We start from the raw sequence: 18,150 nt of genomic DNA on the forward strand, positions 1-18,150 counted from the left end.
ACAAAAGTAAATATGATTAAAACAAATAAAAAATGTTGATTTTAATAAAAAATAGTGATATTATAATTACATAAAATAGTCAGGAGGGCGAATGATGAAAGCATTGGCAAAGTTTGGCCGTCCCAGTGATTTCGGGACCTACAGGCTGATTGACATTCCGGAGCCGGAATGCGGCGACGATGATATCATCCTGGAAGTAAAGGCAGCTGCAATCTGCGGGGCGGATATGAAGCATTACAAAGTGGATAATGGTTCGGATGAATTCGGCTCTGTCCGCGGCCATGAGTTTGCCGGAGAGATTGTCCGGGTGGGTAAGAATGTGAAGGACTGGAGGCCGGGACAGCGGATTGTATCGGACAATACAGGGCATGTGTGCGGCAGATGCCCGGCCTGCGAACGGGGAGATTATCTTCTTTGTTCGGAAAAGGTTAACCTGGGCCTGGGATACGGGTACAGCGGAGGCTTCACAAAGTACTGCAGGATTCCGGGGGAGATACTTGCCATTCACAAGAGAGCTGTCTGGGAGATTCCCCAGGGGCTTACATATGAGGAAGCGGCTGTGATGGACCCAATCTGTAATGCGTATAAGGCCATTGCCCAGCGTTCCGGCCTCCTGCCGGGAGAGAACGTGGTCATATTCGGAACAGGGCCTCTGGGGCTGTTCTCCGTGCAGATTGCAAAATTAATGGGAGCCCTCCATATTGTGGTGGTCGGCCTGGAGGAGGACGTAAAGGTCCGGTTCGGTGTGGCCAGGCAGCTGGGAGCCACGGCAGTGGTGAACGGTTCCGCTGAGGACGTGGTGGAACGCTGCCGTGAGATATGCGGAGGCCGGGACAGCATCGGTCTGGTGGTGGACTGCGCCGGCGCTAATATATGCCTGAAGCAGGCCATTGAGATGGTGCGCTGCAACGGGGAAATCGTCCGGGTCGGCATGGGATTTAATCCCCTGGGATTTTCCATCAATGATATATCCATGAAGGCGGTATCCATCATCGGACACATGGCGTATGACGCCACCTCATGGAGGAACGCCCTTAACCTTCTGGAGGCCGGCCGGATTCAGGTAAAACCCATGATTACGCACAGGCTGGGCCTTTCCCAGTGGGAGGAAGGGTTTGAGGCCATGGCAAATAAAGAGGCAATCAAGGTCATCCTGACTTATGATTTTGACTGAAGCCGAAAGGACGGGGAGAAATGAAGAATACGGAAGCGATTTTAGTTACGCCCGGAGTCATGCGGATTGAAGAATGCCCTGTGCCGGTTCCGGCAGGGAATGAGGTTCTGATTAAGGTGGAATATGTGGGAATCTGCGGCTCGGATGTGCACGGATTTGAGTGCGGACCCTTCATACCGCCAAAGGACCCTTCGCAGAAAATCGGGCTGGGACATGAGTTTTCAGGCACCGTGGTGTCGGCAGGGGCTGATGTGACACGGTTCAAGGCGGGCGACCGCGTACTATGTGAACCGGGGATTCCCTGCGGCAAATGCGAATACTGTCTGGGGGGACACTATAACCTTTGTCCCCAGGTGGATTTTATGGCAACCCAGCCTAACTACAAAGGCGCCCTTACCAATTACCTGGTGCACCCGGAAAGCTTTACATACCACCTGCCGGACCATATGGACATGGTGGAAGGAGCGCTGGTGGAGCCTGCGGCGGTGGGGATGCATGCGGCGGAGCTGGCCGGGGTAAAGCCCGGAAAAAAGGTCCTTATACTGGGAGCCGGCTGCATTGGGCTCATGACGCTTCAGGCCTGTGTTCTCATGGGAGCGGACCGGATTGTGGTGGTTGACGTAATTGCCGGCCGGCTGGAGAAAGCACTGCAGCTGGGAGCGTGGCATGTGATTGACGGAAGGGAAGAGGATACGGTAGACCGCAGCCGGGAATTGTTGGGCGGGGACGGGGCTGACATTGTCTTTGAGACAGCCGGCAGCAGGGTGACTGCCATGCAGGCACTGGCATCTGTCAGAAGAGGCGGTGAGGTCATGATAGTGGGAACCATACCGGGGGAGACGCCTGTGGACTTCCTTAAAATCAACCGTGAGGTGAAGGTGCAGACCGTTTTCCGGTATGCCAATAATTTCCCCATGACCATCCAGGCCATATCATCAGGAAGATTCGACGTGCTGACCATGGTGACGGATGAATACGCTTATGAGGATGTGCAAAAGGCCTTTGAGGAATCCATAAGCCGCAAAGCGGAAATCATTAAGGGCGTCATTAGAATCAGCGGTTAAACCAGATTGTATTAGGAAAGGAATGAGGTATCAATATGTTAGTATCGACAAAGGACATGTTAGTAAAGGCACAGAAGGAGCACTATGCAGTTGCCAACTTCTGTATATGGAATGTGGAAATGCTCTCTGGCGTTATGAAGGCCTGCGAGAAGCTTCAGTCCCCGGTCATCCTGTCATTTGGAAGCGGATTCCTTGTGAACACGGACATAAACCATTTTGTGAACATGATGCGTTCCTATGCAACTCAGACCTCGCTGCCCTGCTCCATCCACTGGGACCACGGACGCAGCTTTGAGATTGTGAGCCATGCCATTGACATCGGTTATAATTCCCTGATGATAGACGGTTCAGCCTACAGCTTTGAGGAGAACATAAGGATGACAAAGGAAGTGGTGGATAAGTTCCATCCCATGTGCATTCCCGTGGAAGCAGAGCTGGGACATGTGGGCGCTGAGACAGACTATGAAGAGGCGCTGAACCACTATATGTATACGGACCCGTCCCAGGCAGCGGAGTTTGTGGAAAAGACAGGGATTGATTCCCTGGCAGTGGCCATCGGCAACCAGCATGGCGCCTATACGGCTCCGCCAAGGATTAATTTTGAAATCTTGGAAAAGGTCCGCGGGGACGTATCCATACCCCTGGTGCTTCACGGCGCATCCGGCATAGGGGATGAGGACATCCGTCATGCCATAAGCCTGGGAATCACCAAAATCAACATCCATACAGAGCTCTGCGAGGCTGCCGTGTCGGCAATCGAGGCACATGAAAAGGGAGAAGGATATCAGGCCCTTAACATACGTGTCCGGGACGCGGTCCAGAAGCGGGCGGAAGAAAAGATTCTGCTGTTTGGCAGCAACGGAAAGGCGGAGGGATGGTTTGAAAAATAGTGAATGGGGTGAAAGGCAGGGGGATGCGCTGGAGCGCGGGGAATGCTGTGAGGTGGTAATCGTGGGCGCTGCCCATACGGATTTGCAGCTTTATCCGGTGGGAAAGGATGTGCTGGACACTGCATCCTACTCTGTAAAGCAGATGGTGCTTACAGTGGGCGGCGATGCCTTAAATGAGGCCACGGTCATAACACGTCTGGGCCACAGGGTCAGGCTGGTGAGCTGCGTGGGAGACGATGTCATCGGTTCCCTGGTGCTGGAGCATTGCAGAAAGAACAACATTGGCACCGAATACATCAAGGTGGACAGCAGCAAGGTCACTTCCATCAATGTGGGCCTTATACGGGAGGATGGGGAACGGACATTTATTAACAACAAAAGCGGAAGCATCTGGACCTTCTGTCCGGAGGATGTGGAGAAAGAGTCCGTATCCCATGGAAGAATCCTGTCCTTTGCCAGCATTTTCAACAATCCCCTTTTGGATGAGGACCTGATGATTCCTCTTTTTGAGAGGGCCAGGGAAAAGGGCATGTTAATCTGCGCCGATATTGTGGGCTGCAAAAGAGGAGAACGTCTGGAAGACATACAGAAGGCCCTTTCCTACGTGGACTACTTTTTCCCCAACTATGCAGAGGCGGCGGAGATTACCGGCAGGCAGGAGCTGGAAGAGATAGCGGAAACCCTGCTTAACTGCGGGGTCAGGAACGTAATCATCAAGATTGGAAAAAGGGGATGCTACATCAGGAACAGGGAGGAATCCTTTACTGTTCCCGCATTTTCCGGTACGCAGTGCGTGGACACCACAGGCGCTGGCGATAACTTTGCATCGGGCTTCATATGCGGCCTGCTGGAGGGGAAGGGACTTAAGGAGTGCGCACAGTTTGCCAACTGCACTGCTTCGGTATCCGTGGAGTGCGTTGGCGCCACCACGGGAGTGCAGGACAGGAAACAGGTGGAAGCCCGTTATCAGGAATATTTGAAAATGGAGAGATGAGTATGAAGACAATAAAGATAGGTACACTGGATAAGCCGGTATCAAGAATCGGACTGGGCACATGGGCAATTGGCGGCGGTCCTGCCTGGGGCGGGGATAAGTCAAAGGATGAATCCATTGCCACTATCCGGAAATGCCCTGAGCTGGGAGTGAATCTTATTGATACGGCGCCGGGCTATAACTTCGGACAGAGCGAGCGGATCGTGGGGGAGGCCCTGAAGGGCATGGACCGGGAGAAGGCAGTGGTCATGACAAAATTCGGAATTGTCTGGACCAGGGAAGGCGCCCTGTTTAATAAGGTGGGGGATGTCCAGCTCTATAAAAACCTTTCAAGGGAATCCATTCTGGAGGAAATTGATTTGAGCCTGGAGCGTCTGGGAACCAGCTATATTGATATCTATATGTCGCACTGGCAGGCGGTGGAGCCATATTACACCCCGATTTCCGAAACAATGGATTTGTTGGCTGAGCTAAAGGAAAAAGGAAAAATCAGGGCCGTGGGAGCTGCCAATGTGACGGTATCCCAGGTGGAGGAATACATAAAGCACGGAGGTCTTGATATTGTACAGGCGAAATACAGCGTGCTGGACCGGGCTGTGGAGGATGAGCTTCTTCCCCTGTGCAGGGAGAACGGCATTGTGCTGCAGGCCTATTCACCGCTGGAAATGGGGCTTTTAAGCGGAGCCCTGCCCCGGGATTATAAGCCTGTGGGCGCCCAGTGCAATAAAAAATGGTTCCAGCCTGAGAACATGCCCAGGGTTATGGACTTCCTGGACCAGCTGGAGCCAATGTGCAGGAAATATGACTGTGCGGTGGCTGATTTGGCCATGGCATGGGTTCTGGCCCAGGGAGATAAGGTGATTCTTCTGAGCGGCGCCACAACCGAAGAACAGATTAGAAAGAACACCAGGGCGGACGAGCTGGAGCTGGATTCCGGGGATGTGGCGGCCATCAGGGAGATGGCGGAGGCCCTTGATTCATAACTTTCCTTGCAATTCCTGCATGGTTGTTTTATAATGAAATCGAGGAAAACCGTTTATTTATAAGGTTTTTTGCCAGTAAGACATGTGGAGGAACAAAGTGTGGCACAGAAAGGTCGATTAGAACAGATAAGACAGATTGTACGTCTGGAGAAGAAGGTAGTTGTTGCCAATCTGAGCAACCAATTTGGGGTTACTCCGGAGACGATACGGCGTGATTTGGAAAAATTGGAGGAGGAAGGGCTTGTAGTCAGGACGTATGGCGGGGCTGTTTTAAATCAGACAGAATCTTTTGAGAAGATTGATTTTGTGAAACGTTCGGAGACAAATGTTGAGGAGAAAAGGGCAATTGCAGGCATTGTTTCTGAGATGGTTCCCCCTAATGCAAGCATTGGGTGCGATGCCAGTTCAACGGTTATGGAGACGCTTAAGTATCTCGGTGAAAGGGAGGATATCCTGGTCCTGACGAATTCGGTTAAAGTCATCCGGGAGATGGAGAGGAGCCGTTTTGGAATCCTGTCCACGGGCGGGCGCGTTAACCGCCAGTCCTATTCCATGCAGGGCGGCGTTGCCCGGAGCACCATACAGGAATACCATCTGGACATGGTATTTATCAGCTGCAAGGGGATGAGCATGGAAGGCGGGATATTTGACTCCCATGAATTGGAGGCGGATGTGAAGAAGTCCCTGATTGAACGGGGGCATAAGGTCTATCTTCTGGCCGACCACTCCAAGTTTGGCCGTGTGGCGTTTATGAAGCTTACTGACCTGGACCAGATTGATGTGGTGGTCACGGACCAGAAGCCGTCGGATGAATGGATGCGGCTGTTCAGCAGGAATCACGTAGAGGTATACTATCCATAATTGCAGGCTGATTATGTTAATTGAATGAGTTGACAGAGGGCGTTTTTGTGATTTTCACAAAGACGTCCTTTTGTTGTGCGCAAAAATACAAAGAAAAGAAGAAGGGATGGTCGATTTTCTTTTAGAAACAAAGAAAATATACTTAAAAGATAAGTTTAGTCTGAAAAAAATCCGAAAAACATAAAAATATACCACATTAAAATCCTAAAACAAATAAAAAATCTTTGAAACAAACAAAAATGCTTGCTATTTAGAAAAGAATATGGTAATATTGAATAAAATAAATAACAAAACAACAAACAAGGAGGATAACGGTGAATGAGTATGTTCATGCAGGCCTTATTTGAAGGCATTATTAATGGCTCGACCCTGGCGCTGGTAGCCATGGGCATTGCCCTGGTATGGGGGGTTATGGGAATCCTGAGTTTCACCCAGGGTGAATTCCTGATGATTGCAATGTTTTGTTCCTTTTATCTGAATCTGTATTTCGGACTTGACCCAATCGTTTCTCTTCCTATTTGTATGGCAATCATGTTTGGCATTGGCTTCATTGTGTATAAGCTGATTATTGCCAGGGCTTTGAGGGGACCGGTTCTCTCCCAGCGTCTGATTACATTCGCGCTGAGTATGGTGCTGGTGAACCTGGCCCTCCTGCTGTTCAGCGGCGATTTTAAGACCATACCGGAAGTGGCTGTCAGCGGGTCCATTGATTTGGGATTCATGGTGCTGAGCAAACAGAAAATCGTACCATTTGTCATCTCTGTCTGTGTGGCGGGCTTTATGTTCCTGTTCCTCAACAAGACCCGTACCGGAAAAGCCATCCGGGCCACCTCCATGAACAAGACAGCCGCCGGGCTGGTGGGTATCAACCCGGAAAAGACATATGCCCTTGCATTTGGCCTGTCGGCCGCCATAGCAGGAGCAGCGGGATGCGCGCTGACCTACTTTTACTACATTTATCCCAATGTGGGAGCCAATTTCCAGCTGTTCGGATTCATCGCCGTTGTAATGGGAGGCTTCGGAAGTATACCGGGCGCTTTCTTCGGAGGGCTGATTATGGGCCTGGCGGACTCCTTCACAGGCGTTTATATGAACACGGCGTTTAAGTATGTGGGTATCTGCGTGGTGTTCCTGCTGCTGGTTCAGTTCAAACCAAAAGGACTGTTTGGAGGTAAATAAATATGAAAAAGACATTGCGTGATAATAAGAGATGGTTCATAGGATTGGGAATCGGAGTGCTGGCGGCAATTATTTTCCCCCAGGTGGTAAGAATCCGGTTTGTATGGAACCTGCTGTCCCTGATTCTGGTCTGGGCAATCGTGGGAATGGGCTGGAACGTAATCGGAGGATACTGCGGCCAGGTTTCCAACGGACACAGCCTGTTCTACGGCATAGGAGCCTATACGGTGGGACTTTCCGTTTCCTATTTTAAAATCAGCCCCTGGATTTCCATCTGGATTGGGGCGGGGATTTCCATGCTCATTGCCTTTATCGTGGGCAAGCCCCTCCTCAGGCTGAAGGGCCATGTATTCGCCATATCCACCATGGCCCTGGCGGAATGTACCAGAATCATATTTATTAACTGGAAATGGTGCGGAGGCGCTACCGGCGTTTACATCTATTCCAAGGGCGTAAATGAATGGGCCTTCATGCAGTTTAAGAATCCCCTTAACTATTACTATGTGTTCCTTATCTTTACCGTTGCTGTCCTGGTGCTGATTAAATGCCTGGACAAATCCAAGTTTTTCTATTACCTGCGCACCATAAAAGGAAACGAGATGGCGGCGGAAAGCGTTGGCATCAATGCAGCGTCCTATAAAATCAAGGCTTATATGCTCAGCGCGGCCATTGTAAGCATTGGGGGAAGCTTATATGCACAGTTCATTTTATACATAGACCCATCCATGCTTATGACCCTGAATGTCTCGATGATGATTGTGCTTACGGCCGTCATGGGAGGCGTGGGAACGGTCCTGGGACCGGTTCTGGGAGCAATCGTGCTCACCAGCATATCGGAGTACTCCAGGGTGTATCTGGGGCAATACGGAGGACTGGACATGATTCTTTACGGAACACTGGTCATCCTGATTGTTCTCTTTATTCCGGGAGGCATCCTTTCTATCCTGGAGGGAAGATATGAGCGGATAGTCTCTTATCTCAGGAATAAGAAAAAGAGCAGTGTGGCAGGAGGCTGAATATGGGAAAAATAATAGAGATTAAGAATGCTACCAAGCGTTTCGGGGGACTTGTGGCAAATGAGGCGGTTACCTTTGATGTGGAGGAGGGGGAGATTGTGGGTGTGGTGGGACCCAACGGAGCAGGCAAGACCACCCTGTTCAACTCCATAAGCGGCGCCCATACCCTGACGGAAGGCAGTGTTATTTTTAAGGGTAAGGACATCACCAGCATGAAGCCTTATGATATATGCAAGCTGGGAATCGGAAGGACCTTCCAGATTCCGCAGTCCTTAAACGATATGATGGTCTATGAAAATGTTCTGGTGGGAGCCCTGTGCAAGCGGCACAACATTGAGGAGGCCATGGAGCATGTGGACCGGATTCTGGAGCTGTGCGGGATGCTGGATATGAAGTATGTATATGCCGGCAAGCTGAATGTCCCCCAGAAAAAGCGCCTGGAGATTGCAAGGGCCATGGCCACGGACCCGGAGCTTCTGCTGCTGGACGAGACAATGGCGGGCCTGACAGCCACTGAGCGAAAGGATGCAGTCAATCTGATTAAGAAGATTAATACCATGGGCGTCGCCATATTGACCATTGAACATAATATGGACGTGGTCATGAATGTGTCCAGGCGGGTGGTGGTGCTGGTATCGGGCAAGGTACTTGTGGTCGGCTCGCCGGATGAGGTTACATCGAATCAGGAAGTAATCAATGCGTACCTGGGAGGAGGAGCAAAGAAGGATGAGTGATGAGAGGTTATTGGAAGTAGTTGACCTGCAGGCAGGTTATAACGGTATGGCTGTTGTGCACGATGTGTCCTTCAGCGTGCGGGAAGGCGAAATCCTGGCCATCCTTGGTTCAAACGGTTCAGGCAAAACCACTACCCTCAGGGCCATCACAGGAACCATTAAGCCCATGGGCGGCTCCATACGCTATAAAGGAGAGGACATCACGGGCATGCCCCCCTTCAAGCTGGTCAGCAAGGGAATCGCGATGGTGCCTGAAGGCAGAATGCTGTTCGGCGGCATGACGGTGGAGGATAACCTTCTGATGGGAGCCTATTTGAACCAGGATAAGAAGGCCATACAGGAACGTCTGAAGCTGGTCTATGAACTGTTCCCCAGGGTGGAGGAGAGAAAGAAGCAGACGGCCAGCACTCTTTCCGGAGGCGAGCAGCAGATGGTGGCAATTGCCAGGGGGCTGATGTCGGACCCCAAGCTGCTGATACTGGATGAGCCTTCCCTTGGCCTGATGCCCAAGCTGGTGCAGGAGATATTCAAGTTCGTGAAGGAAATTGCGGATATCGGCATCACGGTAATCATTGTGGAACAAAATGCAGTGGATACACTGGCGCTGTGCGATTACGCCTTTGTCATACAGAACGGGGAATCGGTAATCGAAGGCAGGGGAGAGGACCTGCTGAGCAATGAGGATGTAAAACGGGCCTACCTTGGCGGCTGATGCGGCAGGAGGTTTTCACGCAGGAGGGAAGCATATGAAGGATTCCTTGTATGCGGCGGCTGATATCGGGGCCACAGGAATCAAGATGGCGGCGGCTGTGTACGACGGCAGCAGGCTGAGGATAACGGATACATACTCAGAGCCAAACCTTCCCAAGGTGAAGGACGGCCATGAGTTTGCCGACATTGGGCACATGCTTAAGACCATAAGGGACGGACTGGGCTGGTTCGGAGAGAACGGTCAGTTTGTTTCCCTGGGAATCGACACCTACGGAAACGGCTACGGCATACTGGACCGTGAAGGAAAACTGATTCAGGAGCCGTATCATTACCGGGACCGGAGAATCGAAGGAATCATGGACCAGGTCCACCGCTGCTTCACGGACTGGCAGCTATATGAACAGATGGGGAATTATCCGGTAAAAACCAGGGCCCTGTTCCATCTTTACCGGGATGTGCTGGACCATTCGCCCAACATTCAGAGGGGGGAGCGGTTCCTGCCCTTATCCAGTCTGCTGGAATACCTGATAACAGGCCGGGCCGCCACAGAGAGAACCATAGCGTCTGTCCTGTATCTTCTGGAACAGGACGGGGAGCAGTGGAATTATGAGGTATTCAGAAAGCTTGGCATTCCGGAAAAATTATTCGGCCCCCTGTCCGAGCCGGGGACGGGAAAGGGAAGCATAACCCGTTCGTTTGCGGCCGGGGCCGGCATAACAGGTGTGCCGGTGGTCAGTGTGGCCGGCCATGACACGGAATCAGCCCTTATAGCTGCGCCGGGGCTGGATGAGACAAAGGCGTTTGTCAGCCTGGGCACATCCTTTATCTTCGGGGCAAGGGTGGCTGCGCCGGTGGTAAACCGGGAAACCTTCAATGACAGGTTCAAGAACATGAGAGGGGCCGGAGGGACCTACTCACTGTGCAAGGATTTCCCGGGATTCTGGATACTGGAGCGCTGCATGGAGCAGTGGAGGAAACAGGCGCCGGGGCTGGACTACGATGCAGTGTGCATGGCAGCGGCAGGGATAAAGGATAACCGGACCTTTATTGACATAAGCGATGACCGGTTCCGGGTGTCAGGCAGCAATCTGCCGGAAACCATCAGGGAGTACTGCCGGGAGACAGGGCAGAAGTGTGTGGAGGGCATTGGGGAAACCGGCCGGTGCCTGTTTGAGAGCTACGCCCTGTACCTGAAATGGAACATCAGGAGATTGTCGCATATAACAGGGGTGGCATACCGGGAGCTGGTTGCGGTGAACGGGGGAGTAAGGAACAGGCTGCTGATGCAGATGCTGGCGGACGCAGCCGGCATTGCGGTGATGGCGGGAAGCCCACTGGCTTCTGTGGGGGGAAATCTCCTGATGCAGCTGTATGCAGCAGGCGAGGCAGGGTCCCTGTGGGAGCTGGGACAGATTGCATCCGCTACTTGGGAGCCTGTTGTATATGAAAGCAGTCATTCCGGGCATTGGGATGAATGGCTGCAGGAGGTGGAACACAGAGGTTTATTTGGGGGCATGATTACTAAGTGTTCATAAACTAAGTGCTCATAACGAGGAGGAAAAATGATGGACAGTCGAATTAAAACAGAGGTAATGGACGAAATCATGGAGATTGGGGCGTCTATGGAGGACATGGGATTGGTCAATACATTTGAGGGGAACCTTTCCATTAAGGACGGGGACCTGCTCTATATTACGCCCGGCAGGACCAGCAAGAAAAAGCTTACCCATGACAATATCTGCGTGTTTGATGAGAGTACCGGGGAGAAGCTTTGGGGCGGCAGGCCGTCTTCGGAGACTAAGATGCACCGCGGCGCTTATACGGTGAAGGAAGGGCTTCACGGGGTTATCCATTGCCATGCCCCCTATCTGACCGCCCATGCAGTGACCCATGTGCCGCTGGACTTTAAATGTCATCCAGAGCTTCTGTTTCATTTTAAGGATATACCGGTTGCCCCTTATGGGATGCCGGGGTCGGATGAAATCATTGAGAATGCAAGGCCCTATCTGCTTCACAGAAACCTGGTGCTGATGGCTAACCACGGTGTACTGAGCATTGCCTCCAGCCTGGCACTGGCATGCCAGAGGGTGGTTGCGGCTGAAAAGTTTGCAAGGGTTATGTGCATTGCAAGGCAGATTGGAGAACCTGTGGATATCCCTGAGACAGAAATATACCGTCTGCTGGGAAGAGAATTAGAGCTGTAAGCAGGTGGGAATATGATGTATACAAATTTAAACCCCAGGACCATGGGACTGAACCATCATCCGTATGAGGATTTGCTTGCAGCGGCAGGCAGGTGCGGGTTCGGCGGCATCGAGGTCCCTGCCCATGCCTTTGGAAGCGTGGAGAAGGCAAAAGAGGCGGGAAAGGCGCTGGCGGACCGCGGCATGAAGTGGGGGCTGATGATGGGGCCGTGCGACATGTTCCTGGTGGGGGATGAGGAATTCGACAAGGCCCTGGAACAGTGGGCCAGGTGGCTTGAACGGGCCGGGGCAGCGGGGTGCTGCCGGGCATACAACCATTTCTGGCCCGGAAATGATGAACGTGATTTTGAGGAGAATTTTGAATGGCATCACAAACGCCTTCAGAGGATTTATCACATCATGAAGGAGAACGGATTCCAATATGGCCTGGAATTCATGGGAGCCAGGACCGTGTGCAGTAAGTTCCGTTACCCTTTTATACGGACCATCAGCGGCACCATGGCTTTGGCGGACAGTGTAAGCCGCGATATAGGGTTTGTATTTGACTGTATCCACTGGTATACATCCGGAGCCGGGAAGGATGACCTGTATCTGTATCTGAACAATATAGAACGGGTGGTAAACCTGCACCTGGACGACGCGTACCCGGGAAGAGGGCCGGACCAGCAGGAGGACAGGGAGAGGGCTATGCCGAACCAGTGGGGAATCATTGATTCCACGGCCATTGTACGGGCGTTTCATGAGAAGGGCTATGAAGGTCCTGTCATCGTGGAGCCCATGGCCCCCACCACAGAACGTTATGAAACCATGAAATTGGAGGAAGCAGTACAGGAAGCAGCGCTGTGCCTGAATGGGGTATTACAGGAAGCCGGCGTCTTCATATAAGAAAACTATTAAAAACAGGGAGGTTATACAAATGTACAAAAAGATTTTAGCAGCAGCATTAGCAGCGACCATGGTATTGGGACTGGCAGCATGCGGTGGCTCCGCGGGCAGCAGTGCGGCCCCGTCCTCTCAGGCGAAGGAATCGTCTGCGGCGCCCGCAGGCTCCACAGGGGAGAGCACCACGGCACAGGCAGAGGGAACCGATGCGCCCACTGTGATTAAGGTTGGATTCCTTACCCCGCTTTCCGGCAACAATGCAACCTATGGCGCCCAGTGCAAGGCCGCAGGACAGATGATTGCGGATGTAATCAACGAGGAGCATCCGGAGATGGCCATGGCCCTGGCAAAGACAGCCGGAATTCCTGCCCTGGGCGGCGCTAAGATTGAGCTTGTGTTTGCTGATTCCAAGGGAGACCCCACCACCGCCACATCAGAGGCCAAACGTCTGATTACAGAAGAGGGAATTGTGGCGCTTACCGGCCAGTACACCAGCGCTATCACCAAAGCGGTAGCTGTTGTGACGGAAACCTATGGCATCCCCCTTCTGACAGCTGGTTCATCTCCTTCACTGACAACACCGGAGACAGGACTTGAGTGGTATTTCAGGTTTGGTCCCAATGATACATACTATATCCGCGATTCCTTTGAATTCATCAAGCAGCTGAATGAAGACCAGGATGCAGGCCTTAAGACGGTGGCCCTTGTATCTGAGGATACGGAGTTCGGCGCCAATATCAGAATTGAGGAAGAGAGAATGGCCCAGGAATACGGCATTGAGGTGGTTGAGAATATTACATATTCCTCATCTGCAACCAATGTATCATCCGAGGTCATGAAAATCAAGGCAGCCAATCCCGACGTAATCATGATGTCCTCCTATGCTTCCGATGCAATCCTGTATCTGAAGACATTCAAGGAGCAGAATTACGTACCCAAGATGCTGCTGGGACAGCGCGGCGGATTTGTCCAGACTGATTTCCTGGATGCAATGGGCAAGGATACGGAATTTATTTATACCACAGGCGGATGGTCCGCTGACATTGATACGGACACAAGCAGGCAGCTGATTGAGCTTTATAAGCAGTACACACCTGACGGCGCGGACTTAAGCGAAGGCCACTGCAAGGATATGATTAATGTGCTTCTCATTGCCCTGGGCATCAACCAGGCGAAAACCACGGAGCCGGAGGCCCTGAATCAGGCGCTGAGGAACCTGGAAGTGGATACCTCCACCCTGCCGATTCCGTGGAATGCAATCACCATGGATGAATACGGCCAGAATACGTCCGCCAATGCGTTTGTGCTGCAGATGAGGGACGGCAAGTACCAGACCGTTTATCCTTCTGATTATGCAGCAATTGAGCCGGTTCTTCCTATGCCTGCCTGGAATGAAAGATAAGGGGTAACAGACTATGTTGAGAACGCTGGACGAATTATTGCCCAAATATATAGAGGCTGATGCAGCTGTAGGCGCTTTTAACCTTGCCCTTTTTCCGGACACAAGGGTCCTGATTGAAGCGGCCGAGGAAATGAATGCCCCTGTCATCCTGCAAATCAGTCCTGTGGTGGCAGAATTTATGGGATATGATTACTGGGGTATGGTTGCGGGGGAAATGGCCCGCAGGTCAACGGCAGACGTGGTCCTGCACCTGGACCATGCCAACAGGGTGGAACCTATCTGGAAAGCCCTGGACGCTGGTTTTTCTTCGGTCATGTTTGACGGCTCCCAGCTTCCCTTTGAGGATAATGTGCGTATCACCAACCAGGTGGTAAAGCGGGCGGAGCGCTACAACGCTTCCGTGGAGGCGGAGATTGGGTCCGTGGCCTATCTTGGAAGGGACAGCCACAAGGACCAGCTTACTGACCCTAAGGAGGCTGCTGCGTTTGCAGATGCCTCGGGCTGCGGCTGCCTGGCCGTATCCGTGGGCACCACCCATATGATGCGCACCCAGACTGCCAATATACAGTATGACCTTCTGGAGAACATTCAGAATGAAGTTAAGGTGCCCCTTGTGATTCACGGCTCCACAGGACTGCCGGACGACCAGCTGATTAAGATGCGCGGATACCACGTGTGCAAGGTCAATATAGGAACAGCCCTCAGGATTGCATTTGACAGGGGACTCAGGGCGGAACTGGCGGAACGGCCCAATGATTATATCTATATAGATCTTCTGAAGAGGCCGCTGGAGGACGAGAAACAGGTAGTCAGGAGAAAAATGGAACTATTAGGCTTTTAATAAAGTGTTTATGGCATCCGGCAGTCAGGCATTCTGGCTGCCGGATATCCATAATGAAAGGTGTGAATGACAATGGTTTTAAAAGACAGGCTGGACCACCTGAGAGGGATTGTCAGGACTGAGAAAAAGGTAAAGGTGACAGAGCTGAGCCAGAGATTCGATGTGACGGAGGAAACCATACGCCGTGATTTGGAACGGCTGGAGCTGGAAGGCCTTATTACGCGGACCCATGGAGGGGCGGTGCTGAAGGTGGAAAATATGTTTGACAGGCTGGGGTATATACACAGGAGCAGGACCAATGTGGAAGAAAAGAAAAAGATTGCGCAGATTGTGGCATCCATCATCCCCATGCAGGCAACGCTTTTTGCCGATGCCAGCTCCACGGTGATGGAAGCCCTTACCCTGATGGCTGACCGGGAGGACATTACCGTACTCACGAATTCCATCCCGGTCTTAAGCTCCCTGAACCAGTCCGGGCTTAACATCATGTCCACCGGAGGAGCAAACAACCGGGTATCCTGCTCCCTCCAGGGAATCATAGCCAGAAGCACCATCATGAATTACCATGTGGATTTTGTCCTGACCAGCTGCAAGGGATTAAAACTGGAGGAGGGCGCCTATGATTCCAGGGAAGGGGAGACTGAGATAAAGCAGCTCATGATTTCCAGAGGGCAGAGAACCATCATGATGGCGGACCATTCCAAGTTTGACAGGACTTCGTTTGTAAAGTACTGTAATTTCCAGCAGATAGACATACTGGTAACGGACAGGCGGCCGGCGGATGAATGGATGGAGCTGTTTGAGGAATATCAGATTCACGTCCTGTATCCGGAGGCGGAGGATGTATATATAAAAGAAACAGGAAACAGCTGATAAATAAGCTGTCCCTGTTCTGATTGGTTTTATTGTGCGCGGAGCTTTTCCACGGCATCCCTGATGCGGCTGCAGGCTTCCACCAGGTTTTCATAGCTGCTTGCATAAGACAGGCGGAGGTATCCTTCTCCGGCCGCGCCAAAGGCAGTTCCGGGAACCAGGGCCACCTTTGCCTCTTCCAGGAGATACTCTGCCATTTCCATGGCGCTTTTTCCCAACTCCTTGATATTGATGAAAAGATAGAAGGCTCCCTTGGGCTTATTGCAGCTTAGTCCGTCAATCCGGTTGATGGCTTCCACCACATAGTCCCGCCGTCTCTGGTACTCGGCCAGCATTTTCTGCACATCCGGTTCAGCCTGTTCAAGGGCGGTGATGCCCGCTTCCTGTACAAAGGAAGACGCGCAGGTGTTGATGTGCTGGTGAAGGCGGACCGATGCGGCAATAATGTCCTTGGGAGCAGCCATATAACCCAGGCGCCATCCTGTCATGGAATATGCTTTGGAAAAGCCGTTCAGGGTTATGGTGCGTTCCTTCATTCCCGGAAGAGATGCGATACTGACATGCTGTTCGCCGTCAAATACCAGTTTTTCATATATCTCATCTGACATGACATACAAATCGTGCCGGATTGCGATGTCCGCCAGCTTTTCCAGGGTTTCCCTTCCAAGGACGCCTCCCGTGGGATTGTTGGGGGAGATAATGACAATCATTTTTGTCCGGTCCGTGATTTTGCTTTCCAGTTCCTCCATGTCAATCTGGTAGTCATTTTCCTGCTTCAGGGTATAGGGCACTGCCTTGGCGCCGAAGTATTCAGGCACATGGATGTAATTGAGCCATACAGGGTCGGGAATCAGGACCTCGTCCCCTTCCGCCAGGTAAGCGCCGAAGGCATCAAAGGTTCCCTCGCCCACGCCCACCGTAATCAGGATTTCGGAAGGGTCGTAATCAATGTGATTCTCTTCCCGGAGTTTTTTGGCAACAGCGGTGCGAAGCTCCATGGAGCCGTAATTTGAGGTGTAGAATACATTTCCTTTTTCCAGGCTCTTATAGGCAGCTTCCTTGATTACCTGGGGCGTATCAAAATCAGGGCGTCCCAGTTCCAGATGGATGACATGTTCTCCGCGGGCATCCATCTGGGTTGCCTTTTCCATTACCACTCTTATGCCGGAAAAGGGCATGTGTTCCATACGTTCGGCAGTTGTAAGCATATATAAACCCTCCAATCATCTGTGAATCATTAACTGATAATTGGATTATAAACGGAAAACATATATATTTCTAATGAATTATTTCAATGTATAATATAGAAAATTTTTATATATAACAGTCACCCCATATCTCCCCCAGATGGAGGGAGGATTTGACCTGGCAGAGGTATTCGCCCAGGGCCTGCTCAAAGTAATCCACGGCTGTCTGGGTGGCGGAGCTGGGAAAGCGGTGTTTGATTTTATAGCATACCCTGTCGGGCGGCGGATTCTTCAGTTCGCTGACATAGAGGCGCCTGTAATGGTACAGCTCATTGATAACGGATTCAGGGGCAATCATCCAGCTCCTCTTATCGGTCCATACGTGATTGAGGAGGGTGATGGTGTCCACGATGATGCGGGGTCTGGAATACCCTGTAAGCCACTGGTCATGCCAGATTTGGAAGTTGGCATCCCAGTTCAGGAACAATTCCAGGGAGGGGTCCAGTTCATCGGTGTGAATCAGCGACTTGCGTATGGCCGGCTGGTCTGACTGCACCAGGTACAGCCGTTCCTGATAAATGCGCTCTGAAAGAATGTTCTTATAGTGCAGGTGGTAGTACACAAACCCGATGTCAATGTCGTGGCGGTCCAGTATGCTGTAGAGCTCCGAGGACTGATGGGTATGGATGTCCAGGTCAATGGGGCAGTCCGATGTCTCCATCTGCCGGTAGAAGCCTGCAAAAAGGGCGATATTCAGGCTGTCCGTGCATCCGATGGACAGCAGGGTGCTGTCCCTGTCCCGGGCCAGTGCCTGGGTTTCCTTCCACAGGGATATGTACCGCTCCGCAATGGATACGAACTCACTGCCTTTGGAGGTGAGCTCAACATTTTTAAATCCCTTTTTGCGGACAATCAGCGGGAACCCCAGCTCCTTTTCAAGGGACTTTAGCCTGTGGCTTACGGTGGGCTGGCTGAGAAACAGGATATCCGCTGTTTTTGTGATGCTTTTTGTGTTGACGATGGTGAGGAAGGTTTCAATTTCAGACAGGTCCATAGGCAGCTCCTTAAATATAGATTTTATTAATATTATATACTAATATTATTCATTTTTCAATCGTTATCACTTGTGTTATCCTAGGCGTGTAGGAAACATTT

Annotated in this window: 18 protein-coding genes; 16 read left to right on the forward strand and 2 right to left on the reverse strand. The window is 51.6% G+C overall.

Annotated elements, in window-relative coordinates; genetic code table 11:
* Positions 1–91: 91 nt before the first annotated feature.
* The 16 genes from FGS84_RS03785 to FGS84_RS03860 all read left to right on the forward strand — a co-directional run bounded on the left by FGS84_RS03785 (position 92) and on the right by FGS84_RS03860 (position 15,808).
* Positions 92–1,174, forward strand: a complete 1,083-nt coding sequence (locus FGS84_RS03785; protein ID WP_330641106.1) for a zinc-binding dehydrogenase — start codon at positions 92–94, stop codon at positions 1,172–1,174.
* 20 nt (positions 1,175–1,194) lie between these two features.
* Positions 1,195–2,238, forward strand: coding sequence for an NAD(P)-dependent alcohol dehydrogenase (locus tag FGS84_RS03790; protein WP_138306351.1), 1,044 nt, complete (start codon positions 1,195–1,197; stop codon positions 2,236–2,238).
* Positions 2,239–2,273: 35 nt separating this feature from the next.
* The gene (locus FGS84_RS03795) at positions 2,274–3,128 is read left to right on the forward strand and encodes a class II fructose-bisphosphate aldolase (RefSeq protein WP_138306352.1); all 855 of its coding nucleotides are present in this window, start codon (positions 2,274–2,276) and stop codon (positions 3,126–3,128) included.
* On the forward strand, positions 3,118–4,122 hold the full coding sequence (locus FGS84_RS03800) for a sugar kinase (RefSeq protein ID WP_330641105.1): 1,005 nt from the start codon (positions 3,118–3,120) through the stop codon (positions 4,120–4,122). Before FGS84_RS03795 ends, FGS84_RS03800 begins: the two co-directional genes overlap by 11 nt.
* Positions 4,123–4,124: 2 nt before the next feature.
* Entirely contained in the window at positions 4,125–5,105 is a 981-nt protein-coding gene (locus FGS84_RS03805; protein ID WP_138306353.1) for an aldo/keto reductase, read from the forward strand.
* Between the two features lie 99 nt (positions 5,106–5,204).
* Positions 5,205–5,966, forward strand: coding sequence for a DeoR/GlpR family DNA-binding transcription regulator (locus FGS84_RS03810; protein WP_138306354.1), 762 nt, complete (start codon positions 5,205–5,207; stop codon positions 5,964–5,966).
* 318 nt (positions 5,967–6,284) lie between these two features.
* On the forward strand, positions 6,285–7,145 hold the full coding sequence (locus FGS84_RS03815; RefSeq protein ID WP_138306355.1) for a branched-chain amino acid ABC transporter permease: 861 nt from the start codon (positions 6,285–6,287) through the stop codon (positions 7,143–7,145).
* A 2-nt stretch (positions 7,146–7,147) separates the two neighbouring features.
* Positions 7,148–8,161 carry a branched-chain amino acid ABC transporter permease gene (locus FGS84_RS03820; RefSeq protein ID WP_138306356.1) on the forward strand — a complete coding sequence of 338 codons (1,014 nt, stop codon included), beginning with the start codon at positions 7,148–7,150 and terminating at the stop codon, positions 8,159–8,161.
* 2 nt (positions 8,162–8,163) lie between these two features.
* Positions 8,164–8,895, forward strand: coding sequence for an ABC transporter ATP-binding protein (locus FGS84_RS03825; protein WP_138306357.1), 732 nt, complete (start codon positions 8,164–8,166; stop codon positions 8,893–8,895).
* Complete coding sequence (locus FGS84_RS03830) at positions 8,888–9,607, forward strand: ABC transporter ATP-binding protein (RefSeq protein ID WP_138306358.1); 720 nt, start codon at positions 8,888–8,890, stop codon at positions 9,605–9,607. The genes FGS84_RS03825 and FGS84_RS03830 overlap by 8 nt, the downstream gene beginning before the upstream one ends.
* A gap of 34 nt (positions 9,608–9,641) precedes the next feature.
* Positions 9,642–11,141: an FGGY-family carbohydrate kinase gene (locus FGS84_RS03835; RefSeq protein ID WP_138306359.1), complete on the forward strand. Its 1,500-nt coding sequence runs from the start codon at positions 9,642–9,644 to the stop codon at positions 11,139–11,141.
* A gap of 27 nt (positions 11,142–11,168) precedes the next feature.
* Positions 11,169–11,810, forward strand: a complete 642-nt coding sequence (locus FGS84_RS03840; RefSeq protein ID WP_138306360.1) for a class II aldolase/adducin family protein — start codon at positions 11,169–11,171, stop codon at positions 11,808–11,810.
* Positions 11,811–11,822: 12 nt separating this feature from the next.
* Positions 11,823–12,695 (forward strand): sugar phosphate isomerase/epimerase, encoded by an 873-nt coding sequence (locus tag FGS84_RS03845; RefSeq protein ID WP_138306361.1) that lies wholly within the window; start codon positions 11,823–11,825, stop codon positions 12,693–12,695.
* Positions 12,696–12,726: 31 nt separating this feature from the next.
* Positions 12,727–14,094, forward strand: a complete 1,368-nt coding sequence (locus FGS84_RS03850) for an ABC transporter substrate-binding protein (protein ID WP_138306362.1) — start codon at positions 12,727–12,729, stop codon at positions 14,092–14,094.
* A 13-nt stretch (positions 14,095–14,107) separates the two neighbouring features.
* Complete coding sequence (locus FGS84_RS03855; protein ID WP_138306363.1) at positions 14,108–14,935, forward strand: class II fructose-bisphosphate aldolase; 828 nt, start codon at positions 14,108–14,110, stop codon at positions 14,933–14,935.
* A gap of 72 nt (positions 14,936–15,007) precedes the next feature.
* Complete coding sequence (locus FGS84_RS03860; RefSeq protein ID WP_227147401.1) at positions 15,008–15,808, forward strand: DeoR/GlpR family DNA-binding transcription regulator; 801 nt, start codon at positions 15,008–15,010, stop codon at positions 15,806–15,808.
* A gap of 29 nt (positions 15,809–15,837) precedes the next feature.
* On the opposite strand, the gene FGS84_RS03865 is transcribed toward FGS84_RS03860, so the two are convergent.
* Both FGS84_RS03865 and FGS84_RS03870 read right to left on the reverse strand, forming a co-directional pair.
* A complete protein-coding gene (locus FGS84_RS03865; protein ID WP_138306365.1) occupies positions 15,838–17,016 on the reverse strand; it encodes a pyridoxal phosphate-dependent aminotransferase in 1,179 nt (392 codons plus the stop codon).
* 106 nt (positions 17,017–17,122) lie between these two features.
* Positions 17,123–18,049, reverse strand: coding sequence for a LysR family transcriptional regulator (locus FGS84_RS03870; RefSeq protein ID WP_138306366.1), 927 nt, complete (start codon positions 18,047–18,049; stop codon positions 17,123–17,125).
* Positions 18,050–18,150 lie beyond the last annotated feature (101 nt).

The sequence above is a fragment of the Clostridium sp. 1001271st1 H5 genome, from assembly GCF_005845215.1.
Lineage (GTDB): Bacteria > Bacillota > Clostridia > Lachnospirales > Lachnospiraceae > Enterocloster.